Below are 25,252 nucleotides of genomic sequence, written 5' to 3'. Positions count from 1 at the left end.
GCCCGATGCCAAAATGCGCTTTATCGGTGCAGGCCCCGTGTTTACTGGGGTTTGCTGCACAGCGAGGCAGCAAAAGTGCCGAGCGGATTGGCGGATTTCCGCCCGACACCTTTTGCAAAAGGATAACGATGGCGGTAATCCGCCCGAAGGGATAGGAACTCAGTCCAGGCTGAAGCGGATACGAAATGCCGCGCCACCCAGCGGTGAATCGTCCAGGGTCAGGCTGGCGTCGTAGCTTTCGATGATGTCCTTGACCACCGCCAGGCCGATGCCCTGCCCCGGGTTCTGCCGGTCCAGACGTTCGCCGCGCTGGAGGATGCGCTCGCGTTGATCCGGGGGTACGCCAGGACCGTCGTCCTCGACACACAGCTCGACCGCTGATGGCCCGCTGCGCAGGCTGATATGCACCTGGCTCAGGCACAGGCGGTAGGCGTTCTCCAGGAGGTTGCCGAGCAGTTCGAGCAAGGCGCCCTGCTCCATGGGCACTACCGCGTGTTCAGGGATGTCCAGGCTGATCTTCACCTTCTTGTCACGGTAGACCTTGGCCAGGGTGCTGCACAGGCTTTCAAGCAACGGCTGCAAAGCCACCTGGTGACGCACCAGACCGCTCTTGCGCAGGCTGGCGCGTTGCAGCTGATAGTCGATCTGCTGGCTCATGCGTTCGATCTGGCTTTGTAATATCCGCGCCTGCTCACGATCCTCACGACGCTGGCCCATGCTTTCACTGACCCCTTGCAGCACCGCCAACGGGGTTTTCAGGCTATGGGCCAGGTCGCCCAGTGAGTCGCGGTAGCGCTGACGTTGCTCGCGCTCGCTGCGCAGCAGGCGGTTCAGCGAACCGGTCAGGCGCAGCAGTTCACGGGGATGTTCGCCGCTGAGCCCGTCACGCGCGCCGGACTCGACATCATCCAGTTCGTGGCTCAACTGACGCAGCGAGCGCAGCCCCCAGGTCAGGCCGGCCCAGAGCAGCACCAGCAAGGCCAGCAACGCCGCGCCAAAGCCCAGGTACAGGCGTTCGCGCAGGCCGTCGAGGGTGTGCTGGTATTCGCGTACCGGCTGCAGGGCAACAATACTGAAGGCCGCCGTCTTGCCGCCGAGCAGCTTGACCTCAACGTCATAGACGAAGAATTCCTCGCCATCGGCCTGGCGAATCCGCGCGAACTCGTTGCCACGCCCGTCATAGCGCGGGGTGTAGTTGATGTTTTCATCGGCCGTCGCCCGCGACCGCCAGACCAGATTGCCCTGGCGATCGTAGATATAGCCGAGCAGACGGCTGTCGGGCAGGTTGTATTTTTCATCAGGCAGCAGCGCCGGCATCTGCAACTGGTTGTGCTCGATGCGCGCGGCAGAAATCAGCGTGGTGACGTCCGAGGCCAGGCGCTTTTCGATCGACTCCTGCAAGGCCAGACTGAAGGCCTTCTGCAAGGCCGGCAGCAGGCCGAGCATGAACAACAGGGCCAGCAACGCCGCTGCCAGCATCAAGCGCACGCGGAGCGAACGGATCATCGGCAGCGCTCGGTGAACAGATAGCCCAGGCCACGCACGGTATCGATCGGTTTGAAGCCGTTGTTGCCTTCCAGCTTGCGCCGCAGACGACCGACCAGCACCTCGATCACGTTCGGATCACGCTCGTCGTCATCGGGGTAGAGCTGCTCCATCAGACGGTCCTTGGCCACCACTTGCTGGTGATGGCGCATCAGGTACTCGAGGATGCGGTATTCATAGGCGGTCAGCGCCAGCGGCTGATCATCGAGGGTTGCCTGCTTGCGGTTGAGGTCCAGCAGCAACGGGCCTGCCGCGATGGTCGACTGGACGAAGCCACTGGAACGACGCAACAGGGCATTGAGGCGGGCCTCCAGCTCTTCGAACTGGAACGGTTTGACCACGTAGTCGTCAGCCCCGGCGGCCAGGCCTTCGACCTTGTCCTGCCAGTTGCCGCGCGCGGTGAGGATCAGGATCGGAAAGCTCTTGCCCTGGGAGCGCAATTGCCGGATCAGGTCCAGGCCGCTCATGCCGGGCAGGCCCAGGTCGATCACCGCCAGGTCATGGTTGAACTGCTCGGCCTGGTACAAGGCCTCCTCGGCGTTGGGCACCGCTTCAACCACATGCCCGCTCTCGGTCAGGCGACTGTGCAAGTGATGACGCAACAGGGCTTCATCCTCAACCACCAGCAGTTTCATAGGTTCCTCCCTACCCGTGCCGAAGCACGTGGCTCCGGCGAAATACTCAGCCCATGCAGAATAACAGCGAACCGGCCATGCACCTGCAGGCCGGTCCGAACATCTTCATCGCAGGGTCAGAAAGCGTAGTTGGCCGACAGGTAGGTTTGCGCGCTGCTGTCCAGGCGCAGGGTGCCGACTTTCGGACCGCCATGTTCGGCAAGCTCGGTGCTGGCATTGCTGCGCAGGTAACGGTAGCCCAGTTCGACCGAGGTGTTGTCGGTGACCTGTTGCAGCAGGCCGGCCTGCAGGCCGATGGCATAACCGGTGTCGGTGTCGCGGCTGTAACCGGACGACTCCTGGCTGAGCTTGGTCAGGCCGGCGCTGGCACCGCCGAACAGCTTGGTGCTGTTGCCCAGCGGGTAGAACAGGTCGTAACTGCCCAGCAGGTTTTCCTGACGCACTTTCAGACCGCTGTGGTCGTTGGAGACGTTGTCATAGGTGAGGTAGTAGCGGCCCTGATCGTTCATCTGGCCGACGCGCACGCCCCAGGTTCCGTCCTTGCTGATGATGCCGTCGGTGTTCAGGTGATCGGTGTTGCTGCTCAGCAAGCCGGACTTTTTGATCTTGTCACTGGTCTGGCCATAGGTGACACCGGCGAAGGTTGTGTCGGCGGCCTGGACGGCAGCACTGGCGCCGAAAAAGGCGACGGCGAGGAACAGGGTGTTGAGCGCTTTCATAAGGTTTACTCCTGGCTGATATGCCGTTCTGGTGTTGGAGCCAGAGTAAGCAAACCCTCCTGAACGACCGCTGAACCCTGCCTGAACCTCGGCTGAACAGCTGTGCTGACCTGACCTGGTGCTTTGACGGTGGGAGCGGGCTTGCCCCGCGATACGATGTGACTGACAGGATGCAATCGCGGGGCAAGCCCGCTCCCACCGAGACCTGCCACTGATGCCTGTTGCATCACTGGAAAGCCCCCCACAGCCACGGCACAATAGCGGCCATGAACCGACTCCCCTCCTGCTGCGCCCCGTTGCTGCACCATTGGCCCCTGCCCCGCCCGGTCGCCGGTGCGGTACTGGTCAGTTGCCCCTTCGACCCGGCACTGCTGGCCAGCGACGACTTCGCCCGCGCCGGCATCGAGCAGACGCCGAGCCTGCAACGCTCGGTGGCCAAGCGCCAGGCCGAGTACCTGGCTGGCCGGGTGTGCGCGCGAGCGGCCTTGCAGCGCCTGGAGGGTTGCGACTACGTGCCAGGTACCCACGAGGACCGCTCGCCGATCTGGCCGGCCGGTATCAGTGGCTCGATCACCCACGGCAAAGGTTGGGCTGCCGCAGTGGTGGCGCGCAGCAGCGATTGCCAGGGGCTGGGGCTGGACCAGGAAAGCCTGCTCAGTGACGAGCGCGCCGAACGCCTGGCCCGGGAGATCCTCACGGCAGACGAACTGCAGCGGATGGACGCCAGTCAGACGGGCCTGACCGTCACCCTGACCTTTTCTCTCAAGGAGAGCCTGTTCAAGGCGCTCTACCCGATCGTCCAGCAGCGTTTCTACTTTGAGCACGCCGAAGTGCTGGCATGGTCGGCCGATGGCCATGCACGCCTGCGCCTGCTGACTGATCTGTCGGCGCAGTGGCACAAAGGAAAGGAAATCGAGGGACAGTTCAGCCTGCAGAATGACCAGTTGCTGAGCCTGGTCAGCGTCTGAAGCGCTTCAAGCCAGCAACGGACAATGCTCGCAGTGCCCGACCCAGTCGACCTTGTAACTCAGGCAGCAGGTGCGGCGACGGCGTCTGCCCGCAGCATCCACACTGACAGCGGCAAACAGCGGGCTGTCAGCCGAGGTGAGCAAACAGCCTAAACCGTGGCCATCACCCTCGCTGCGCTGCAGTGCCTGATCCAGGCAGTCCCCAGCATTGCCCCAGAGCACCGCGGGCGCTACTGCGCCCAACGCCGCCAGACGCCACACCACGGGTTGCAGGTGATGCTCCAGCGCTGCTTCAAGCCCTTCACAACACGCCCCCTGTGCACTCAGGGCGAGCGGCAGGCCACGGCTGTCCAGGCTCACCTCAGTGGCGTCGAAAACTGGCAGCACGCTACCGCCAAGTAGCGACTGCCAGAGCACCGCGAAGTAGTACTTGGACCACTGCGACACTAGCACCGGACGCTGCGCCGGCATTAGCTCGGGGCCATACAGGTCTAGCAGCAAGGACTCGAAGCGAGCCGGTTGCAGCAGCTGTTCCAGAGGCAACCAGGCACTCATGCCGCGTCCTGCTGACGCGGCCAGCTCAGGCTGAAGCGCGCACCGCCCAGGCGCTCGCTGTGCCCGACCGACGCCCGGCCTTTGTGCCAATAGATGATCCGACGCACAATCGACAAGCCCAGGCCATGCCCGCCGGAAGCACGGGTACGGCTGTCATCAAGGCGGGTGAAGGGGGTGAAAATCCGGTCCCAGACACTTTCCGGCACACCCGGGCCGTCGTCTTCGACATCGATCCGGCAACGCTGCGACCCAAGCTGGTAACTGAGGCTGACCTGCGACTCGGCATGACGCATGGCATTGCTCACCAGGTTCTGTAACGCCCGGTGCAGGTAACGCGGCTCGGCTTCCACCCAGGCCCCCTGCTCTTCTGCTTCCTCTGGGCCCTGGCACGGTCCGCGCACGACCCTGACGTCACTGCGCAGTGGCGCCAGCTCGGCGATTACCTGATCCAGCAGGGCATCCAGGTCGACGCGCTGAAAATGCAAGGCCGGAGCGCCCTGCTCAAGGCGGGCGTAAGTGAGCATCTCGTCAACCAGCTTGTCCAGCTCCTGGATATCGCCGTCCATGCCACTCAAATACTTGTCCCGGGCCTGGTCGTCGCGCGCACTGGCGATCATTTCCAGACCGAAACGCAGACGCGCCACCGGTGTACGCAATTCGTGAGAAACCGCGCGCACCAGTTCACGCTGGATGGTCAGCGAGCGCTGCAGGTGTTCAGCCATACCGTTGAAAGCTGCGGCCAGACGTCCGACCGAGTCGGCATCGTCGGCAGCCACGCGGGTTTCCAGGCTGCCCTGGGCAATGCGCGTAGCGGCGGTTTCGAGATCGGACAGACGCCGCTCCAGCTGACGCACCAATAAATAGACGATCAGGCCAATCAGGCACAATCCGAGCACGGCAATCAGTGCCAGCAGCTGTGGCGGGTAGGGATTCATCTGGTACAGCGGACCGATCTCCAGCGCCCAGGGGGTGCCGACCATCCCGGCGACGACGCGGATCGAGTCACCATCCTTGCCCAGGGTCATCACCGTGTCGCCTTCATCGACACGGCGGCGCTGGTCCACGTCCATGTCGGTCTGTTCCAGACGCCGCAGGCTCAGGTCGAAACCAAATCCCTTGCTTTGCTTGATCTCGGCCAGACGCCGCGGCTGCTCGCCAATCGGGTAGCGCACCAGCTCATCGGCCAGCAGGTAAATAGTTGCCCGCGCCAGTTGCTCGCTGATCTGCTCGACCTCGCCGGTCAGCAGCAGATTCTCGGTACCGACCTGGCGCATGACCTTGGCCGCATGCGGCCCGGTCTTCTCCACCAGCACCTGGCCACGCTGCAACTGACTGCGCTGACCACCGTCGATGCCGGCCTGCGTCAAGGTTTGCAATTTGAGCGGTATGCCCAGCAAGCGCTCCCAGATCAGCAGGGTGCGCTTGCGTTCGACCTCACCCAGCGGCACCAGGTTGTCGGCCATCAGGGTGAACGTGCCGTGGGCCAGGCGCTCGCGGTACTGGCCGGCACGCACCTCGTTGAGCAGGTGCACACTGAGCACCCCGAGCACAGCCACCAGCACCAGCGCGGCGAGCATGCCGCCATAGATCCGCAGGAAAATCGAGTTCATCGCACCTGGCCCATGGCCTCGGCCGCCTCGCGCACGAACAGGTAGCCTTTGCTGCGGATGGTCTTGATCATCCGCGGGTGCTCGGGGTCGTCGCCGATTCGCGGGCGAATCCTGGAAATACGCACATCAATGGAGCGGTCCTGGCCGTCATAGCCCACGCCACGCAACGAGGTGAAGATTTCCTCACGGGACAGGATGCGTCCGGCGTTACTGACCAACAGCCAGAGCAAGTCGAACTCAGCGCTGGTCAGCTCGATACCTTCATCGCGCAGCCAGGCTTCACGCAGGCTGTTGTCCACCCGTAGTGGGCCGAACTGCAGGCATTGCGCAGGCTCACTTTCAGCCACCGGCTCACTGCGCCGCAGCAAGGCATTGATACGCGCCAGCAACAGGCGTGGGCGCACCGGTTTGCACACATAGTCATCCGCGCCCATGTCCAGGCCCTGCACCTGGTCCAGGTCATCGCTGCGGGCGGTGAGCATGAGGATTGGGCCGGTAAATTGCTGGCGAACCTTGCGGCAGATACTAAAGCCGTCTTCGCCGGGCAACATCAAATCGAGAACCACCAGGTCCGGTTGCTCGGCAATGATCCGCGCCGCCGCCTTGGCCCCGTCACCTTCGACCTCGACGTCAAAACCGTTGGCCTGCAGGTACTCTCGGGTCAGATCGGCCAAACGCTGGTCATCCTCGACGATCAACACCTGACTGCGCTGCTGCTCCACGGCTCACCTCGACGGCTTGTTGTTATTAAAGAGTGCCCTGGCAACGGCTTCACCAAAAGGCAACATCGGCCCCGGATACTACGTCGGGCACCGACGCCTGCCAACCGTCACCACGAGCGGCAAAAAACCACGGGGCGGATTGCTCGGAAGGCTATCGGATTTGTGGTAGGGTGCGCGCCCGAAAATATCCGCCTGGATAACCGCAGTCAGTGAAAAAAAGGGTGACGGACGGTCATCTGGCGCTAAGACACGGCCTACAAGGCGTTAGCCAAAATCACTCACAAACTACTCACAAGTTATCCACAGACCACCACCTTGCAATACCCCCAAGACCGCATTATCTTGTATCCCTATCGAAACAAAACACTACATCTTGGGTTTTGAACAGATTCCCAAGCACAAGTCGAGCAAGAAACTCAAGCCCTGATTCAGTGCTTTTTTGCTTGAACTTTAGAAACATTCAGCAGCCAAACCGCTCCTGCGGAGGCGTCCGTTGCAAACCCTCGGAGGGTGTTGTTTCGGGTACGGGTGTTGCAAGCCATAGGCACACCGTACAGCAACAGTTTTGAGTCGTGGATTCAGAACCTTTGACTTCGGCCAGGGAGCGGCAAGAAATTGCCCCTTATTTTCCTGATCTGTCCCGAAGTGAGTATGCCCGACCTGTTCGGCATGCCGGAGCGTCGCGTTCCCGCGTGTCATCAGCGTCGGTTGTTGGGCTTTCGGACGGAACGGCGGGTGCCCACAAGGCGCCTAAACAAACATAGAGAACGTGGAGACACCCATGCAAACCGACACAACTCGCGAGAACCCGCAGGCCAAGGCGCCGCAGGCCGCTGATTCGAACCAGGATCTGGCTGCTACCGCCCCAGGCCAACTGCGTGTGATCAAGCGCAATGGCACTGTCGTCGCCTACACCGACGACAAGATCACCGTGGCCATCACCAAGGCGTTCCTCGCAGTTGAAGGCGGCACCGCCGCTGCCTCGTCGCGTATCCATGACACCGTTGCCCGTCTGACCGAACAGGTTACCGCGACCTTCAAGCGTCGCATGCCATCGGGCGGCACCATCCACATCGAAGAAATCCAGGACCAGGTCGAACTGGCCCTGATGCGTGCCGGCGAGCAGAAAGTTGCCCGCGACTACGTGATCTACCGTGACCAGCGCGCCAAAGAGCGTGCTACCCGCGTTCACGCCGAAGACGCCAACGTACAGCCGCACCCGAGCATCCGCATCACCCTGGCCGACGGCAGCCTCGCGCCACTGGACATGAACCGCCTTAACACCATCATCACCGAGGCCTGCGAAGGCCTGGCCGAAGTCGATGGCGACCTGATCCAGCGCGAAACCCTGAAGAACCTCTATGACGGCGTCGCCATCAAAGACGTCAACACCGCTCTGGTAATGACCGCCCGTACCCTGGTCGAGCGCGAGCCGAACTACTCGTTCGTCACCGCCCGCCTGCTGATGGACACCCTGCGTGCCGAAGGCCTGGGCTTCCTTGGCGTGGCCGAAAGCGCCACCCACCACGAGATGGCCGAGCTGTACGCCAAGGCCCTGCCGGCCTACGTTGCCAAAGGCGTCGAGTTCGAACTGCTGAACCCTGCCCTGGCCGACTTCGACCTGGAAAAACTGGGCAAGGCGATCAACCACGAGCGTGACCAGCAGTTCACCTACCTGGGCCTGCAGACCCTCTACGACCGTTACTTCATCCACAAGGATGGCGTGCGCTTCGAGCTGCCTCAGGTGTTCTTCATGCGTGTGGCCATGGGCCTGGCGCTGGAAGAGAAAAACAAAGAAGCCCGTGCGATCGAGTTCTACAACCTGCTGTCGTCCTTCGACTACATGGCTTCGACCCCGACCCTGTTCAACGCCGGAACCCTGCGTCCACAGCTGTCGAGCTGCTACCTGACCACCGTGCCGGACGACCTGTCGGGCATCTACCACGCGATCCACGACAACGCCATGCTGTCGAAATTCGCCGGTGGCCTGGGCAACGACTGGACCCCTGTGCGTGCACTGGGCTCCTACATCAAGGGCACCAACGGTAAATCCCAGGGCGTCGTACCCTTCCTGAAAGTGGTCAACGACACTGCCGTAGCGGTCAACCAGGGCGGCAAGCGCAAAGGCGCTGTGTGTGCCTACCTGGAAACCTGGCACCTGGACATCGAAGAATTCATCGAACTGCGCAAGAACACCGGTGATGACCGTCGTCGTACCCACGACATGAACACCGCCAACTGGATCCCTGACCTGTTCATGAAGCGCGTCTTCGATGACGGCAAGTGGACCCTGTTCTCGCCGAACGAAGTACCTGATCTGCACGACCTGACCGGCAAGGCCTTCGAAGAGCGCTACGAGTACTACGAAGCCCTGACCGAGTACAACAAGATCAAGGTGTTCAAGACCATCCAGGCCAAAGACCTGTGGCGCAAAATGCTCTCGATGCTGTTCGAGACCGGCCACCCGTGGCTGACCTTCAAGGATCCGTGCAACCTGCGTTCGCCGCAGCAGCACGTTGGCGTGGTCCACAGCTCGAACCTGTGCACCGAGATCACCCTGAACACCAACAAGGACGAGATCGCGGTCTGCAACCTGGGCTCGATCAACCTGCCGAACCACATCGTCGACGGCAAGCTGGACACCGCCAAGCTGCAACGCACTGTGAACACCGCCGTGCGCATGCTCGACAACGTGATCGACATCAACTACTACTCCGTGCCGCAAGCGCGTAACTCGAACCTCAAGCACCGTCCAGTCGGCCTGGGCATCATGGGCTTCCAGGACGCGCTGTACCTGCAGCACATCCCTTACGGTTCCGACGCTGCCGTCGAGTTCGCCGACAAGTCGATGGAAGCGGTCAGCTACTTCGCCATCCAGGCCTCCTGTGACCTGGCTGACGAGCGCGGCGCCTACGAGACCTTCCAGGGTTCGCTGTGGTCCAAAGGCATCCTGCCGCTGGACTCGCAACAGATCCTGATCGAAGCCCGTGGCCAGAAGTACATCGACGTCGACCTGAACGAAACCCTGGACTGGGCACCGGTCCGTGCTCGCGTACAGAAAGGTATTCGTAACTCGAACATCATGGCCATCGCGCCGACCGCGACCATCGCCAACATCACCGGCGTATCGCAGTCGATCGAGCCGACCTACCAGAACCTCTACGTGAAATCGAACCTCTCGGGCGAATTCACCGTGATCAACCCGTACCTGGTTCGCGACCTCAAGGCCCGTGGCCTGTGGGACCCGGTCATGATCAACGACCTGAAGTACTACGACGGTTCGGTACAGCAGATCGAGCGCATCCCGCAGGAACTCAAAGACCTGTACGCCACCGCGTTCGAAGTGGAAACCAAGTGGATCGTCGACGCCGCCAGCCGCCGTCAGAAGTGGATCGACCAGGCCCAGTCGCTGAACCTGTACATTGCCGGCGCTTCGGGCAAGAAGCTCGACGTGACCTACCGCATGGCCTGGTACCGTGGTCTGAAAACCACCTACTACCTCCGTGCCCTGGCCGCGACCAGCACCGAGAAGTCGACCATCAACACCGGCAAACTCAACGCCGTCTCCAGCGGTGGCGACAGCGCGCCGATCCAGGCAGCGGGCCCAGCGCCAGTGCCGAAGGCTTGCGCTATCGACGAGCCGGATTGCGAAGCCTGCCAATAAGCCCTGAAGGGCACTGTGGGAGCGGGCTTGCCCCGCGATAAAGCCCCCTCCCGCAGCACAGAGAAAAGGTCAGGGCTACCCCTGACCTCCTCCGAGGAGCCCCGCTCCCGGAAGCATTCCAAGTTTTTGCGTGCACAGCAGTACCTAACCGCAAGCATCGCAACCAAGATCCACCGGCCATACTGAACATGGCCCTCAAGCAGGAGACCCACCATGCTGAGCTGGGACGAATTCGATAAAGACGAAGGCGAAGAAGCCACCAAAGGCGCAACCGCCACTCAAGCCGCTGCCGCAGGCATCGACAAGCTGGACAACGCCGGCGGTGTTGCCGCCCTCGAAGCTCGCGCCGTAACTGCCGATGACTCCGAAGCAGTCAAGCGTGCCAAGGCTGCCCTGGACCAACTCGACATCGCCGAAGGCCTGGCTGAGCTGGAAGGTTCCGCTGCCCGTGTCGCCGTTGACGAAAAGCGCATGATCAACTGCCGCGCCGACCTCAACCAGCTGGTGCCGTTCAAGTACGACTGGGCCTGGCAGAAGTACCTGGACGGTTGCGCCAACCACTGGATGCCGCAAGAGGTCAACATGACCGCGGACATCGCCCTGTGGAAAAACCCGGAAGGCCTGACCGACGACGAGCGTCGCATCGTCATGCGCAACCTGGGCTTCTTCTCCACCGCCGACTCCCTGGTTGCCAACAACCTGGCCCTGGCCGTGTACCGCCTGATCACCAACCCGGAATGCCGCCAGTACATCCTGCGCCAGGCGTTCGAAGAGGCGATCCACACCCACGCCTACCAGTACTGCATCGAATCGCTGGGCATGGATGAAGGCGAGATCTTCAACATGTACCACGAGATCCCGTCGGTTGCGAAAAAAGCCGCCTGGGGCCTGAGCTACACCCGCGCGATCTCCGACCCTGAGTTCAACACCGGCACCGTCGAGACCGACAAAGAACTGCTGCGCAACCTGATCGCCTACTACTGCGTTCTGGAAGGCATCTTCTTCTACTGCGGCTTCACCCAGATCCTGTCGATGGGTCGCCGCAACAAGATGACCGGCGTTGCCGAGCAGTTCCAGTACATCCTGCGTGACGAGTCCATGCACCTGAACTTCGGTATCGACGTGATCAACCAGATCAAGATCGAAAACCCGCACCTGTGGGATGCCGAAATGAAGGAAGAAGCCTCGCAGATGATCCTGCAGGGCACCCAGCTGGAAATCGAATACGCACGCGACACCATGCCGCGCGGCGTACTGGGCATGAACGCCGCGATGATGGAGGACTACCTCAAGTTCATCGCCAACCGTCGCCTGTCGCAGATCGGTTTGAAGGAAGAGTACCCAGGGACCACCAACCCGTTCCCATGGATGAGCGAGATCATGGACTTGAAGAAGGAGAAGAACTTCTTTGAGACGCGAGTGATTGAGTATCAGACTGGTGGGGCGTTGAGCTGGGATTGATTTCTTCATAAAAATAAAGGCTGCCAGTTGGCAGCCTTTTTATTTCTACTATTAAAACTCTACGCATTGAGCTGGGATTGAATTTAAAATCCAACATTCTTGATGGGTATAGCGCACGCCTAACTCGGAAACGTATTGTTCCTCAAGAGCCTGCAGGGCAAGCTTTTTCGCAGGACTGGGGTTAGTGCTGTGGTCGCTCTGGGCGTCCTTCCACCGCTGATGGAGGTCAATCGACCTAACAAATGATCCGATTTTTATATTTTTGTTTACCGAGTTAGAGGTTACTCCAGCATATTTATAGGAATCTATGACTGTGAGCTTACCATCCCCATCAACATCAACCCCAGCGGTTAACCATTTGAAAACACTGAGCAAGAATAGATTTGCAACCCAAGTAATTTGTTGTCCGAGAAAATCTTCTGTCGTCGACGAACTCAGGCTTTCGTGAAGATTTGTAGCCCCAATCAAAATCACGTCCGGATCGGATGGGTTTCGGCCACTTCGCCCAGCACCTATATAATTAAATATTCCGGCATGACATTGCCCTAAATACGCAATAGCACTTTTTAATTCCGGTGACGACTTAATCGCCTTCAGCAATGCATAAGGCGTTATTGGAACAGCGGCATCTATCCCTTCAATGCTTCCATGACCAGTCACAAACAAAACTAAATTTTCGTAACCATTCCCACTAATATCCGCAAAAAAATCGGAAGAGCTACCAATCTTATAACTATTAGCAGTACCCAACGCTAATAATTGACTTACTAATACGCGATCTTTGCCATCAACGTATATAAAAATATCTTTTGGGTCGACCCCGGCCTGCTCAATACACATCAAGCCGAATGCCAAGTCCATTACATGCCTATACTCGGGTTCATTTGAACTCGAAAGAAACAAAACCCACCTAGTACTTCCTTTTACAAGCCCCATTATTCAACTCACAAGTCAGAAAACCTTGGAAGATATTGCATTACTTATGGACCGCGGCTTCGGCAAATCTGAAAAATAATAAAGCTCATCAATCCTAAAATTATCATTAGGACGGTCAAGCTCACCGACAATATGCCCTTCTCCATCTAGTGCGTAAACACTCTGCCCTACTTTCAAGTAGAAATCAGCAGGAACTTCAGAACGACTTATAGAGTCGGACTTAAATAGCAACCATTGCCCGCCGTTAACACACTCCTTGATAGTTTCGTCTATTTCTGGCAAATCAGCTGATAAAATATTGTTAAACCTCATAACAAACCTCCTCCTAATAGCGTCATGCACACCTCTAAACATCCCTGGTAGCTACTAGACCATAGACCAAAAGCGTCGGCGCATGGTGACAGATGCTAAGAGCTAGGCCAACAGCTTCTATGAGTAAAGGCGATAGCCGGACGTTATCCGAAAATTCAGAAAAATCCGACAAGAAACCCGTTGCCCCTCACTACCAAAAGCCTTTAGCGTTCATGAGCGCCTAAGAAACGCTCCACACAGCGGTCCACCCGCTCCCGACAGATGCGGCATTTTTATGCCTGTGGTTTACTACTGCGCGCATGAAACACTCTGTAATGTCGGGAGTGGGCTAATACAAGACCCGTAAGGGGAATACGTCCGGCCTGCTGTGTGAGGTTTCTTAGCTCCCGACACCCAGCCCTAAGAAAGCTGACCACAAACAGAGGTAATGGAAATGCCTATCGAAACTAGCGTTCGCAGGCCTTTCGCACATGCGTCCCGCCTGTTCCAATCTCCCAGTTCCCGAGAGGTAAGCCATGACTGACCTCTATGAACCCATCCGTTTCACCCGCCACAACCGCCCGCTCCACACCCTCTGGCTCGAATCCCAAGCCTGGTTCTGCGCCCGCGAACTGGGACGCCTGATTGGCCGCTATCTCGACGAACATATCGTGCGCAAGCTCGATGCAGACCAGCGACGGACCTTGTCATTGCTGCGCTACGGCGAGTATCGCGACACGGTGATGATCAGTGAGTCCGGCGCTTATACCCTGCTGGCTCATCATTACATTCCCGAAAATCGCAGCCTGCGACGATGGCTTACCTACGAGGTGATTGCGGTGCTGCGGGACAGGCAGGATCTGGTAGAGCGGGATATACCGCGGATTGGTCAGATGGATTTGGGTGGGCATTCGTTGACGCTACTGCAGTGGCAGCAGGAGCCGTGGATTCGGTTGAGGGATGTGCCGCAGGTGGTGTTTGAGCCTGAATTGTCAGTGGGCAGGCGCGTTTCGAAAGCCCATTCTTCCTGGAAAAAAACGACTGCACGCTGGCTCAGGCTTTGACGCTGGGCGGTAGGAGCGGGCTTGCCCCGCGATTGCGGTGTGCCAGTTACATCGCATCGCGGGGCAAGCCCGCTCCCACCGGCTGGATCAACCTGTGGGAGCCAGCCTTGCTGGCGATGCCCGGCGCAGCCGGGCCAGGGCCGCTACGCGCCCCATCGCCGGCAAGGCCGGCTCCCACAAATAAGCAGTTTGACAGTTGCTCCCATCGGCAATCGCCCCATCAGCATGGCAGGGTAGCCACAGAACGACGCAAATCTTTTCTCACGCCTCTGCCAATTGGCAGTACACTAAATGCCATCTGTCCAGAGTGGAGCGCCGATCATGTCTGCTACCGCGGAAAACACAGACGCCAGGAAATCAGCGAAAAAGCCTGGCAAAGCGAAAGCTGCCGATGCCGGATCAGTGATCACAACGAACACTGAAGCGGCAGCCCATCGGCTGAACGAAACACCCGCGCAAAAAGCCTACGGTACTGCCCGTGTGTCAGCAGCGAGCGCTACCGGCATGCCGATTGTCGATCTGCTGCTGCCCGACACCGACACCGACGACCGCATGGAGGTGTTCAAGGCCACCCAGAGCGGTTTTCCGCTCAGCTCTGTCATTCAGTTGGTCGAGTCGGTCGAAACCTTCAAGCGGCACAACGTCCTGGCGAAGATCGTCGGCCTGTCGGAGCGTACCCTCGCCCGCCGGATGAAGAACAAGGATGAAGCCCTGAGCCCTGAACAAAGTGCCAGGGCGCTGTACTACGCAGAGGTGCTGGAGAAAGCGCAGGAGGTGTTTGGCACCCGCGCGCTTGCCGAAGAATGGATGACCCGGCCGGCGCTCGGGCTGGACGGCGAGTCGCCCATCGACCTACTGTCCAATCCGGTCGGCTATGAGCTGGTCACCGACTTCCTGAATCGGCTGGATTACGGGGTCTACTGATGGTGACGGACCCTCTGGCCCATGACCTGCATTTCTGGCGTCTCGACCATGCCAGGCATGCGCCTACGTGGAACAGCGGCATTGGCGCAGAGGCCTGTGGCGGGCGCTGGAATCCCAAAGGATTTCAAGTGGTCTATGCCAGCCTTGATGCTGCTACGGCGATTCTTGAAGTGGCGGTGCATAAAGGCTTCCAGACCCTCGACTGCGTTGCGCACACGCTGACGGCGGCACGGGTGATGGACCCGTCCAGAATCTACAAAGTCGAGCGCAAGGATGTGCCCAACCTGAACTGGCTGAGGCCGGGAACGCCCAGCCGCAGCCAGCAAGCCTTTGGTGCCAGGCTGCTGGAACAGCATCCCTTCGTGCTGATTCCTTCCTGTGTGTCGCCCTATAGCTGGAATCTGTTGATGAATCCGCAGCTGGCTGCAGGCCTTTACGAGGTTGTTCTGCAGGAGCCGTTCGCACTGGATGGACGGTTGAATCCCCCTCTACAGTAAGCGAGGCAGGTGATTCGGTTGCAGTTGATCTGCAGCAGCCAAGTTTTTCGGCGTAACCACGATAGTGAGCCATCCTTAAAAAGCTCCGGCCAAGGAGCCCTATCGACGCTATCGGAAAGCCCTGCATGAACGAAAGCCCAGCCACCCCGCCCACTACTCTTGCGCGCCCCACCACTACTCAAAGCAGTTGGCGACGCTGGTTGCCCGGGCTGCAGGTGCTGCGCTCGTACCAAATGGGCGATTTGCCGAAAGACCTGCTCGCAGGCCTGGTGCTGACCACCATGCTGGTACCGGTGGGTATCGCCTATGCCGAAGCCTCGGGCGTGCCGGGTATATACGGGTTGTACGCGAGCATCGTGCCGCTGCTGGTCTACGCCTTGTTCGGGCCCAGCCGTATTCTGGTACTCGGGCCCGACTCGGCGCTGGCGGCAATCATTCTTGCCGTGGTGCTGCCTTTGTCTGGCGGCGACCCCATGCGTGCCATTGCCCTGGCCAGCGCCATGGCCCTGGTGTGCGGGCTGGTGTGTATTGGTGCCGGCTTGCTGCGGCTGGGCTTTATCACCGAGCTTTTGTCCAAACCCATTCGCTACGGTTACATGAACGGTATCGCCTTCACGGTACTGATCAGCCAGACGCCGAAGCTGTTCGATATCTCGGTAGAGAGCAGCGGCCCCCTGCGTGAAGTGCTGAACGTCGGTCAGGCACTGCTGGCAGGGCAAGCCAATTGGACTGGATTCATCATCGGCGCCGGAACCCTGGCCCTGATCCTGGTACTCGAGCGCTTCAAGCGCGTGCCAGGCATCCTCATTGGTGTGGTCGCAGCGACCCTGGTGGTGGGCAGTCTTGGCCTCGACGTCAGTCATGGGGTCAAGGTACTGGGCCCTATGCCGCAAGGGCTTCCCGGCTTCGTGGTGCCCTGGCTGCGGGCCGAAGACCTGATCACGGTGCTGATTGGTGGCTTCGCTGCTGCGCTGGTGTCCTTCGCCGATACCAGCGTGCTGTCGCGCACCTATGCGGCCAAGACCCGTAGCCCTGTCGACCCGAACCAGGAAATGGTCGGTCTGGGAGTCGCCAATCTGGCGACGGGACTGTTCCAGGGTTTTCCCGTCAGTAGCAGCTCTTCTCGCACCCCCGTCGCCGAGGCGGCCGGGTCGCGCACGCAGCTCACCGGCGTGGTCGCTGCGTTAGGGGTAGCATCGTTGCTGCTGTTCGCGCCCAAGCTGCTACAGCACCTGCCCAACAGCGCGCTTGCCGCCGTGGTGATCGCGGCCGCCATTGGCCTGTTCGAGATCAAGGACCTGAAGCGGATCTACCGTATCCAGCGCTGGGAGTGCTGGCTGTCGATTACCTGCTTTGTCGGGGTGGTAGTGCTCGGTGCGGTCCCTGGTATCGGTCTGGCGGTTGTTATCGCCGTGATCGAGTTTCTCTGGGATGGCTGGCGTCCACATTACACGGTGCTCGGTCGCGTGGACGGGATACGCGGTTATCACGATATCTCCCGCTATCCCAGCGCTCGCCTGGTACCCGGCCTGGTGCTGTTCCGCTGGGATGCACCGCTGTTCTTCGCCAATGCCGAGCTTTTCCAGAAGTGTGTGCTGGAGGCCATCGCCAGATCTAAGACCGAGGTGCGCCGGGTTGTGGTAGCTGCCGAGCCGGTTACCAGTGTGGACGTGACCTCGGCGGACATGCTGGTGGAGCTGGAACAGACACTGCGTGCGGCAAACATCGAACTGCGCTTTGCCGAAATGAAAGACCCGGTGAAGGACAAGCTTAAGCGTCTGGAAGTGCTGGACCACATTGGCCGTGATATTTTCCAGCCAACGGTTGGCGCTGCCGTGGATGCCTATCTGGAGGAACACAGCGTCGACTGGACACCTTAGCGGCGACCGAGAATGCAGGTTAGCGCCGCATCCGGTGCCAACCTATGCGAAAATACCCGCGCTTTTGTTCATATGTGTGGAGATGTACAGTTTTGGTAATGCACTACTCAATCAGCAGCGACGCAGTCGCTTGCGGTCGCAATGGCAATAACCTCAGCAGCACTTCTGAAGCCGACAAGGTCGATTGCAAGTCGTGCCAGCGCTCGCTGGACAAGGCTGATGCCGTCCCGGTCAAGAAGGCCACTCCATCGTTGGCAGAACTGCGCAAGCAGCGCCAGGCCAGTCAGGTGAAGGCAGCACCGTTCTGCTTCAAGGCCAACTGGCGTGTACGCCTGGCCGCCCTGCCCGATCGCTGCCGTTTGCCTCGCGGTGTAGCGCCACAGGCTTTCGTGTAAACCTGCGCGGGAGCCTGGGCTAGGCTCCCGCGTGATTCATCCCGGTTACAGCTCGCGCTTTATCGCGCCGCCAGCCAACGACCCAGCTCGCCCTCCATGCCACAGCCGATCAACACCCATAACAGCACCCGGCATTTGCGTGGACAGAGAAACCCCGCCATCAACGCCCCTTTGCGTTGCAAGTCCATCTCGCCACCGATAAACCCATACGAGCGCAGCGCTGTAGCACCGGCGCCCGTACGAGAAGCCATGATGACCGGCATCCAGTGGCTGATTTGGCCTACGCAGCGCGCCCATTGCTGCGAGACGTGCCCGGCACCAAAGCCGGCGATGACCAGACCTTCATAGCCCAATCCTGCCACCTCTTCCAATAGCAAGGTATCCGCCGCAAGGCTGGCTTCGAGCAATGCTACGCGATGATCCAGACGCTCCGGCACAGGCAGTGAGCAACGCGGTTTCGGCGCTTTCAAATAGCGCACCCGCCCTTCTACCAGCAAACCTTCCGGCCCGAAATGCGTAGAACTGAAGGCTGCCATTGCCAGGCTATCGGTTTTACGTACATGTTCAGCAGCATGAATCTGGTCGTTGATCACCACTAACGCGCCCCGTCCCTGGCTCTCATCTGCCAACGCAACCTGAACCGCAGCCAGTAGGTTCGCCGGGCCGTCGGCGCCGGCCTGGTTGGGCGAACGCATGGCTCCGGTGAGAATCAACGGTGTCTGGTACGGCCAGAGCAGATCGAGAAAGTAGGCCACCTCTTCAAGCGTGTCGGTTCCCTGAGTCAGCACGATACCCTGCACACCTTGCTCCGCCTGGGCCTTGGCCCACTGCAGGACATCAATCAATTGAATGAAGGTTAACGACGCACTAGGTAAAAGATGCAAGGTTTGGGCTGTTATACGGGCAAGGTCTTCTAACTGCGGCAGGCTTGCCAGCAGGGCTTCGCTACTCAAACTCGGCGTAACCCCCTCGCCGGGTGCATTGACCTGCATGCTAACGGTTCCACCCAAGGCGCCAATCGCAATCAGCGGGAGCTGCAAGACTTCGCTCATGGTGTGACTCCAGTGACCAGGCGGACAAAGGGGATGATGACCAAGGTACAGATGGCCATGGACAGGACGTTGCCGATGTACCCATGCATATGGCTCGGCAGTCGCCGACTGATGGAATGGGCCAGCGGCGGCGCCATCAACGCGCCCAGGGTGGCGCTGAGGACAGTGACCTGCCAACTGCCGCCCAGCATGAGGACAGCGGCAGGCACCACAGAGACGATGGGAATGTAGGTGGGATACCAGCCCAGACGCCGCCACTGATTGCGCCAGAACAGTATGCCGATGAAGGACGCCAACGCTTGCCCTGCAAGTATCTCCAATAGCAGATGCGAACCATAGACCGGACCGCCCGGAGAAATCCAATAAGCTAACAACGCACCAAGAATCAGGCCCAGGCTGGCCAGTTCATTGCCAAAGAATGGCGCCTCACTGAAGTCTGCCAGCACCCGCCGTAACGTCCAGACCACCCCGTAATCAGTCTCGGCTTTCGCCGCCGGTACCCCTTGCGGTGCTCTGACGGCAGGTGAAGAACGGACCAACTGCGGAAAGTGTCGACACAGGATGAACGCCAGCACACTGGCGATTGCCATGCCGCCAACATTGCCGATCACCACCGGCAGTTCCAGCGGATAACAGAGGTAGTTGACCAGTAGCAGGCTGGCTGGGGTCACCAGCAGCGCCCCCAGCAGCGCGCCGTTGATAGCGACCTTCCAGCCTGCGCCAAACATCAGCACCATCGCCGCCGGTAACGAGACAAAGGCAACGAAGGTTGGCTGCCAGGTCCCGCTGCTCAGCGTCCAGCCCCACAGCGCATGGCTGAACAGCAAACCCAGCAACGAGCTGATCACCAGCCACGGCCACAACCTCGTGCCGTAGCAAATGGCAAAGCCCTGCCAACGCATACCATTGCGGTTGGCCCAATGGGCCAACGCCGCACCTGCCAATAACCCCAGCGCGGGTAACTCATGCTTGTAAAAAGCCACTTCACTGATATCACCGACAATCCAGCGCAGCCGCGCCAACGGCTCCTGTAGATTAGCGACCATGTGCGCATAATCCGGCCAGAGACCGAGCCAGGCCTCGGCGCGACCACTGAGCAATTCGATGACCACACTGGTAGTCACTGAAATCGCCAAGCACATCAGCAACAAGGGAATGAAACTGTTACGAGGGTGTTCGAGTGAGTTGTCCATGCGTGCCTCCTTCAGCGCGGTAACGCTGGATGCAGGTCATAGCCAAGCATCGAGCCGTAAAGGTCCGTGCGTCGGTCACGCGGCAAATCATTGAGGTTGTTCCAGATCGGTGCGCTGCGCGCGCTGGTGAGGTCAAGATCGGCGTAGAGAATGCACTCGTTCTCGGCGCCTGCCACTTCGCCAATTGGCCAGCCATTGGTTCCGGCGATCAGCGAACAGCCAAGAAAGCGTCCGCCACGCTCGCTGCCGATGCGATTGGCGGCGGCGATGTGGACGTTGTTGACGTGGGCAGCAGTCATGGTCAGGTAGGACGCCATGCACCGGCCGCTGGTATCGAACAGCGGTGGTGGGGTCCACACCCAGTTGTTCAGGCTGCAGATGATATCTGCGCCTTGCTGGGCCAACAAACGCGGCACCTCCGGGAACCAGATATCCCAACAGATCAACAGGCCGATGCGCCCTATCGGGGTTTCGAATACCGGAAAGCCCAGGTCGCCAGGGGTGAACCAGAGCTTTTCCTGGTTCCACAGGTGAGCTTTGCGGTAGTGGCCAAGCAAGCCCTCGGGGCCGAACAACACGGCACTGTCGTAAAGCTTCAAACCTTCGCGCTCGGCAAAGCCGGCAACCAGGTAGACCTGATGTTCACGCGCGAATGCCGCCCAGGTGTTAACGCTTGGACCACCTTCCAGGGTTTCGGCATGAGCATAGGCTTCGGCACGGGTACTGAAGGTGTAGCCGGTGTTGGCCAGCTCTGGCAGGACTATCAGATTGGCCCCTTCGCGGACCGCTTGTTCGGCGAGTTGCAGGCCTCGGCATAAATTGTTGTCGCAGTGCTCAACGCCGACTTGCGGGTCGAACTGGATAACGGCGACGCGGACGGGGCTCACAGGGGCAGTGTTTGCAGACATGGAGGCGGCCTTCTTATCGTTATTGGAGGGACGCCAGTTAAACGGACACCCTGTTAGATAAGACAGTCAGGCAACTCTGTAGCAAACGCGGGAAAGCTCCTAAGCAGCGGAAAGGGCAATCATACAGTCTGCCCTTTTCGCCGCAATTTCAGGCCTTCATTTGGTAATGCGGATAGTCACTCATGGAGAAATCTCCATTGAACACGGCTTGTGTCTTCTGACAGATGTTAATCACTGCGTCCACAGCAGTTCTGAAACACGGCTCCGTCCAGCCAGCGTCGACCGAAAACGACTCGCCAGCCAGGTAAAGGCCTGAGCGCTCACTGAAGTCCCGGTTGTATTTCATCAGGCTGACAGCATCGTAGTAAGTACCTGCTCGGTAGAGCTTGGCGCAACCCAGTGCATTCTTGTCGGTGATCCAGCGCTGAACGCGGGCGTTATAGGTGTCTATGTAGGGGGAAATCGGCTGCTGGATATTGCTGCAGCGCAGCAGGATCCGATCCAGCTCATTGACGCATTTTCTGACCAGTTGCTCATCGTCGAAAGAAGCCAGTTTGGTTGCGTCGTCCTCCCAGGTGTAACTGAGCAGAATGCAGTCATAGGCGTAGCTGTCGTTGTACCGGTAGGTATACACATCGTGTACGAAACTGTCGGTAACAAGAATTTGCGGTATGCGTTGATGCTTACTCAAAAAGCTCTTTTTCAGAGGCGCATAGACCTTACAGCTGGTCTCCCAGTGAGCAGTCTTATAGGCATTGGTGATCTTGGCCGGCAGCATCGCCGGGGTGAAATGCTCCAGACGAACGTTGGTTTCGAGCAACCAGGACGGCAATGTAACGATCACAGAGTCGAAATCTTCACTCAAGGTGGTTGTTGAGTGGGGATTACTGGCATTCCACTGGTACTGAACACGGATCTTTCCATCAGGCAGTTTGCTCAAGCCAGTAACCGGACTATCGGTGAGCAACCCATTCTGACGGTCGAGACAGTGACTGTAGAGTGACTTTCCAGTGCCATCGATCCCCATGAAAAGCAGACATTCATCCAACGCTGCCAAGCCAAGATAGGTAGGCGCAGCGAATTTCAAGCCTTTGCTGTCATAGACAGCCTCCGCCGCCTGGTAAGGTGCTTCGAGTGGATTCCCCTTATCGTCCACCCGACCATGAACCAGTTGTAAGTGGCTGCTGAAACCGAAGATGGCAGTACGCAATGGGTATAAGCAGCACACATCGTAAAATGCGCCCCAACTTCCATCGCCAATGCCAATGGCATAGAAAATTGCTGACTCCTCTGGGTTCATGCCAAGACCGCCAAAATCACCGGACCGGCTTTTATCCCAGTTGGTGATCGCTGGAAGACTGACCAGATCGCGAAACGACAACGCTTGATAGCGCTCTACGATTGCAGCCCATAAAGCCTCCCAATCTTCGGAACCATAGATTGCCGCAATCTGTTCAGTCATCCGTGCAGCGAAGTGGTGCCACTTGTCATAGACCTGCTGCAGTGCCGCCGTCGGGGGTGGAGTAATGCCATCAGGGTTGGCCCATACCAGCAATGTCGGCTCGCCGTGCCCCTGCAGCTCCCCTTCCTGTAAGTAGACCCCGGTTGAGGTCACCCTGGGAGTCCCTGGGTTAGGGAAGTCAGAAATATGCAGGTCGAAAAGCCCGGCGTAATAAGCCATCAACGAACGACCGTCCTTGGGCGCTTCACCTGTTCGGTTGAAGAACGGCATACGCATAGCCCCCATTTCAAAAGGCGTCGAAGGCGCAGCTAATGGTTGGGAATTGTCTACAACAGTCAGATGGCGCCCACCAATACGCTGAGACTGTTCAATCAAGGTGATCTGAGTGAAGCCACAGCGCAGCAACTCACGTGCAGCCGTCAGACCGGTGACACCAGCGCCGACAATGCAAATACGGTGGTCCGTAATTCTCGCCTGAGCAATGCCACCTGTTTGTTCAAGCAGCTTGCGGTAGTCAAAACACAGATCGGGAGGGTTGGGGAAACGGGCGGTCCATTTACCTGACGGGGTTGCCAGGTTGGCCGCTACATTGGCGGGATGATTGTAAGTAGAGCCGATGGTCATGGGTCGAGATCTCCAGGAGATGTTGGAGAGTCGAGCTTGGCGACAAGCAGGTGCCAGGAGGCATTACATAGTTAGGAGGACCGGGCTTGCCCCGCGATTGCGGTGTGTCAGCTGCAGCGCATCGCGGGGCAAGCCCGCTCCCACCGGGAAAAGACAAAACCCCTACCTGCATACGCAGATAGGGGTTTCGGAATTTAATCTTGACGATGACCTACTCTCACATGGGGAAACCCCACACTACCATCGGCGATGCATCGTTTCACTGCTGAGTTCGGGATGGGATCAGGTGGTTCCAATGCTCTATGGTCGTCAAGAAATTCTGTTGCCAGAAGGTCTTGTTAGACACTCCAGCGAATTGGGTATGTGATACTTGTGAGTCGCAAACTTTCGGTTCGTTTCGTCTTCACAACACCGCAATCTGGCCTTTCGACGCAAATTGCTTGGGTGTTATATGGTCAAGCCTCACGGGCAATTAGTATTGGTTAGCTCAACGCCTCACAGCGCTTACACACCCAACCTATCAACGTCGTAGTCTTCGACGGCCCTTCAGGGAGCTCAAGGCTCCAGTGAGATCTCATCTTGAGGCAAGTTTCCCGCTTAGATGCTTTCAGCGGTTATCTCTCCCGAACATAGCTACCCGGCAATGCCACTGGCGTGACAACCGGAACACCAGAGGTTCGTCCACTCCGGTCCTCTCGTACTAGGAGCAGCCCCTCTCAAATCTCAAACGTCCACGGCAGATAGGGACCGAACTGTCTCACGACGTTCTAAACCCAGCTCGCGTACCACTTTAAATGGCGAACAGCCATACCCTTGGGACCGGCTTCAGCCCCAGGATGTGATGAGCCGACATCGAGGTGCCAAACACCGCCGTCGATATGAACTCTTGGGCGGTATCAGCCTGTTATCCCCGGAGTACCTTTTATCCGTTGAGCGATGGCCCTTCCATACAGAACCACCGGATCACTAAGACCTACTTTCGTACCTGCTCGACGTGTCTGTCTCGCAGTCAAGCGCGCTTTTGCCTTTATACTCTACGACCGATTTCCGACCGGTCTGAGCGCACCTTCGTACTCCTCCGTTACTCTTTAGGAGGAGACCGCCCCAGTCAAACTACCCACCATACACTGTCCTCGATCCGGATAACGGACCTGAGTTAGAACCTCAAAGTTGCCAGGGTGGTATTTCAAGGATGGCTCCACGCGAACTGGCGTCCACGCTTCAAAGCCTCCCACCTATCCTACACAAGCAAATTCAAAGTCCAGTGCAAAGCTATAGTAAAGGTTCACGGGGTCTTTCCGTCTAGCCGCGGATACACTGCATCTTCACAGCGATTTCAATTTCACTGAGTCTCGGGTGGAGACAGCGCCGCCATCGTTACGCCATTCGTGCAGGTCGGAACTTACCCGACAAGGAATTTCGCTACCTTAGGACCGTTATAGTTACGGCCGCCGTTTACCGGGGCTTCGATCAAGAGCTTCGCGTTAGCTAACCCCATCAATTAACCTTCCGGCACCGGGCAGGCGTCACACCCTATACGTCCACTTTCGTGTTTGCAGAGTGCTGTGTTTTTAATAAACAGTCGCAGCGGCCTGGTATCTTCGACCGGCATGAGCTTACGGAGCAAGTCCTTCACCCTCACCGGCGCACCTTCTCCCGAAGTTACGGTGCCATTTTGCCTAGTTCCTTCACCCGAGTTCTCTCAAGCGCCTTGGTATTCTCTACCCAACCACCTGTGTCGGTTTGGGGTACGGTTCCTAGTTATCTGAAGCTTAGAAGCTTTTCTTGGAAGCATGGCATCAACCACTTCGTCGCCTAAAGGCAACTCGTCATCAGCTCTCGGCCTTAAGATCCCGGATTTACCTAAGATCTCAGCCTACCACCTTAAACTTGGACAACCAACGCCAAGCTGGCCTAGCCTTCTCCGTCCCTCCATCGCAATAACTAGAAGTACAGGAATATTAACCTGTTTTCCATCGACTACGCTTTTCAGCCTCGCCTTAGGGACCGACTAACCCTGCGTCGATTAACGTTGCGCAGGAAACCTTGGTCTTTCGGCGTGGGAGTTTTTCACTCCCATTGTCGTTACTCATGTCAGCATTCGCACTTCTGATACCTCCAGCAAGCTTCTCAACTCACCTTCACAG

Annotated in this window: 20 protein-coding genes and 2 rRNA genes (1 of these 22 cut by a window edge); 8 read left to right on the top strand and 14 right to left on the bottom strand. The window is 58.7% G+C overall.

Translation table 11 applies throughout. The features are described from left to right. Positions 1 to 159: 159 nt before the first annotated feature. The 3 genes from PSAKL28_RS06415 to PSAKL28_RS06405 all read right to left on the bottom strand — a co-directional run bounded on the left by PSAKL28_RS06415 (position 160) and on the right by PSAKL28_RS06405 (position 2,899). Positions 160 to 1,506 (bottom strand): ATP-binding protein, encoded by a 1,347-nt coding sequence (locus PSAKL28_RS06415; protein ID WP_038608055.1) that lies wholly within the window; start codon positions 1,504 to 1,506, stop codon positions 160 to 162. Further along, positions 1,503 to 2,180 (bottom strand): response regulator, encoded by a 678-nt coding sequence (locus PSAKL28_RS06410; protein WP_038608052.1) that lies wholly within the window; start codon positions 2,178 to 2,180, stop codon positions 1,503 to 1,505. Before PSAKL28_RS06410 ends, PSAKL28_RS06415 begins: the two co-directional genes overlap by 4 nt. A 116-nt stretch (positions 2,181 to 2,296) precedes the next feature. Beyond that, on the bottom strand, positions 2,297 to 2,899 hold the full coding sequence (locus PSAKL28_RS06405) for an outer membrane beta-barrel protein (protein ID WP_038608049.1): 603 nt from the start codon (positions 2,897 to 2,899) through the stop codon (positions 2,297 to 2,299). A 266-nt stretch (positions 2,900 to 3,165) separates the two neighbouring features. Between PSAKL28_RS06405 and PSAKL28_RS06400 the strand changes: the two genes are divergently transcribed. Beyond that, the gene (locus tag PSAKL28_RS06400; protein WP_038608046.1) at positions 3,166 to 3,867 is read left to right on the top strand and encodes a 4'-phosphopantetheinyl transferase family protein; all 702 of its coding nucleotides are present in this window, start codon (positions 3,166 to 3,168) and stop codon (positions 3,865 to 3,867) included. Positions 3,868 to 3,873: 6 nt separating this feature from the next. Here PSAKL28_RS06400 and fhuF read toward each other — a convergent pair whose 3' ends face one another. Genes fhuF through PSAKL28_RS06385 form a run of 3 tightly spaced genes read right to left on the bottom strand, consistent with a single transcriptional unit; the run spans position 3,874 to position 6,754 of the window. Then, a complete protein-coding gene (gene fhuF, locus PSAKL28_RS06395; RefSeq protein WP_038608044.1) occupies positions 3,874 to 4,422 on the bottom strand; it encodes a siderophore-iron reductase FhuF in 549 nt (182 codons plus the stop codon). After that, complete coding sequence (locus tag PSAKL28_RS06390; RefSeq protein WP_038608041.1) at positions 4,419 to 6,032, bottom strand: ATP-binding protein; 1,614 nt, start codon at positions 6,030 to 6,032, stop codon at positions 4,419 to 4,421. The genes fhuF and PSAKL28_RS06390 overlap by 4 nt, the downstream gene beginning before the upstream one ends. Beyond that, positions 6,029 to 6,754, bottom strand: a complete 726-nt coding sequence (locus PSAKL28_RS06385) for a response regulator (protein WP_038608039.1) — start codon at positions 6,752 to 6,754, stop codon at positions 6,029 to 6,031. The genes PSAKL28_RS06390 and PSAKL28_RS06385 overlap by 4 nt, the downstream gene beginning before the upstream one ends. 781 nt (positions 6,755 to 7,535) lie before the next feature. Here PSAKL28_RS06385 and PSAKL28_RS06380 point away from each other — a divergent pair. Beyond that, positions 7,536 to 10,418: a ribonucleoside-diphosphate reductase subunit alpha gene (locus PSAKL28_RS06380; RefSeq protein WP_038608036.1), complete on the top strand. Its 2,883-nt coding sequence runs from the start codon at positions 7,536 to 7,538 to the stop codon at positions 10,416 to 10,418. 213 nt (positions 10,419 to 10,631) lie between these two features. Beyond that, complete coding sequence (locus PSAKL28_RS06375) at positions 10,632 to 11,879, top strand: ribonucleotide-diphosphate reductase subunit beta (protein ID WP_038608033.1); 1,248 nt, start codon at positions 10,632 to 10,634, stop codon at positions 11,877 to 11,879. Between the two features lie 51 nt (positions 11,880 to 11,930). Here the strand turns inward: PSAKL28_RS06375 and PSAKL28_RS26740 are convergent, their stop codons facing one another. Together PSAKL28_RS26740 and PSAKL28_RS27605 are read right to left on the bottom strand one after the other, a co-directional pair. Then, the gene (locus tag PSAKL28_RS26740; RefSeq protein WP_218918491.1) at positions 11,931 to 12,740 is read right to left on the bottom strand and encodes a hypothetical protein; all 810 of its coding nucleotides are present in this window, start codon (positions 12,738 to 12,740) and stop codon (positions 11,931 to 11,933) included. A gap of 90 nt (positions 12,741 to 12,830) precedes the next feature. Further along, on the bottom strand, positions 12,831 to 13,127 hold the full coding sequence (locus PSAKL28_RS27605; RefSeq protein WP_075226442.1) for a hypothetical protein: 297 nt from the start codon (positions 13,125 to 13,127) through the stop codon (positions 12,831 to 12,833). 515 nt (positions 13,128 to 13,642) lie between these two features. Here PSAKL28_RS27605 and PSAKL28_RS06370 point away from each other — a divergent pair. From PSAKL28_RS06370 to PSAKL28_RS06350, 5 genes are all read left to right on the top strand, one after another. Further along, positions 13,643 to 14,170: a BRO-N domain-containing protein gene (locus PSAKL28_RS06370; protein ID WP_038608030.1), complete on the top strand. Its 528-nt coding sequence runs from the start codon at positions 13,643 to 13,645 to the stop codon at positions 14,168 to 14,170. Positions 14,171 to 14,491: 321 nt separating this feature from the next. Continuing rightward, the gene (locus tag PSAKL28_RS06365; RefSeq protein WP_257011859.1) at positions 14,492 to 15,094 is read left to right on the top strand and encodes an Xre family toxin-antitoxin system antitoxin; all 603 of its coding nucleotides are present in this window, start codon (positions 14,492 to 14,494) and stop codon (positions 15,092 to 15,094) included. Beyond that, complete coding sequence (locus PSAKL28_RS06360; protein WP_038608027.1) at positions 15,094 to 15,591, top strand: RES family NAD+ phosphorylase; 498 nt, start codon at positions 15,094 to 15,096, stop codon at positions 15,589 to 15,591. Before PSAKL28_RS06365 ends, PSAKL28_RS06360 begins: the two co-directional genes overlap by 1 nt. A gap of 125 nt (positions 15,592 to 15,716) precedes the next feature. After that, positions 15,717 to 17,471: a SulP family inorganic anion transporter gene (locus PSAKL28_RS06355; protein ID WP_038608024.1), complete on the top strand. Its 1,755-nt coding sequence runs from the start codon at positions 15,717 to 15,719 to the stop codon at positions 17,469 to 17,471. A 98-nt stretch (positions 17,472 to 17,569) separates the two neighbouring features. Continuing rightward, positions 17,570 to 17,866 (top strand): hypothetical protein, encoded by a 297-nt coding sequence (locus PSAKL28_RS06350; protein WP_038608021.1) that lies wholly within the window; start codon positions 17,570 to 17,572, stop codon positions 17,864 to 17,866. A gap of 59 nt (positions 17,867 to 17,925) precedes the next feature. On the opposite strand, the gene PSAKL28_RS06345 is transcribed toward PSAKL28_RS06350, so the two are convergent. The 6 genes from PSAKL28_RS06345 to PSAKL28_RS06320 all read right to left on the bottom strand — a co-directional run. Continuing rightward, positions 17,926 to 18,918 (bottom strand): asparaginase, encoded by a 993-nt coding sequence (locus tag PSAKL28_RS06345; protein ID WP_038608018.1) that lies wholly within the window; start codon positions 18,916 to 18,918, stop codon positions 17,926 to 17,928. Then, positions 18,915 to 20,111: a hypothetical protein gene (locus tag PSAKL28_RS06340; RefSeq protein ID WP_038608016.1), complete on the bottom strand. Its 1,197-nt coding sequence runs from the start codon at positions 20,109 to 20,111 to the stop codon at positions 18,915 to 18,917. The genes PSAKL28_RS06345 and PSAKL28_RS06340 overlap by 4 nt, the downstream gene beginning before the upstream one ends. Positions 20,112 to 20,122: 11 nt before the next feature. Continuing rightward, on the bottom strand, positions 20,123 to 21,019 hold the full coding sequence (locus tag PSAKL28_RS06335) for a nitrilase family protein (RefSeq protein ID WP_038608013.1): 897 nt from the start codon (positions 21,017 to 21,019) through the stop codon (positions 20,123 to 20,125). A 148-nt stretch (positions 21,020 to 21,167) separates the two neighbouring features. Then, entirely contained in the window at positions 21,168 to 23,105 is a 1,938-nt protein-coding gene (locus PSAKL28_RS06330; RefSeq protein WP_038608010.1) for a flavin monoamine oxidase family protein, read from the bottom strand. A 198-nt stretch (positions 23,106 to 23,303) separates the two neighbouring features. Continuing rightward, positions 23,304 to 23,419, bottom strand: a 5S ribosomal RNA gene (rrf, locus tag PSAKL28_RS06325). A 137-nt stretch (positions 23,420 to 23,556) separates the two neighbouring features. Beyond that, positions 23,557 to 25,252: ribosomal RNA gene (locus tag PSAKL28_RS06320) — 23S ribosomal RNA — on the bottom strand; it runs 1,194 nt beyond the window's last position.

Origin of the sequence: Pseudomonas alkylphenolica (genome assembly GCF_000746525.1) — a bacterium.
Taxonomy (GTDB): domain Bacteria; phylum Pseudomonadota; class Gammaproteobacteria; order Pseudomonadales; family Pseudomonadaceae; genus Aquipseudomonas; species Aquipseudomonas alkylphenolica.
This window is presented reverse-complemented; position numbering and strand designations above follow the sequence as displayed.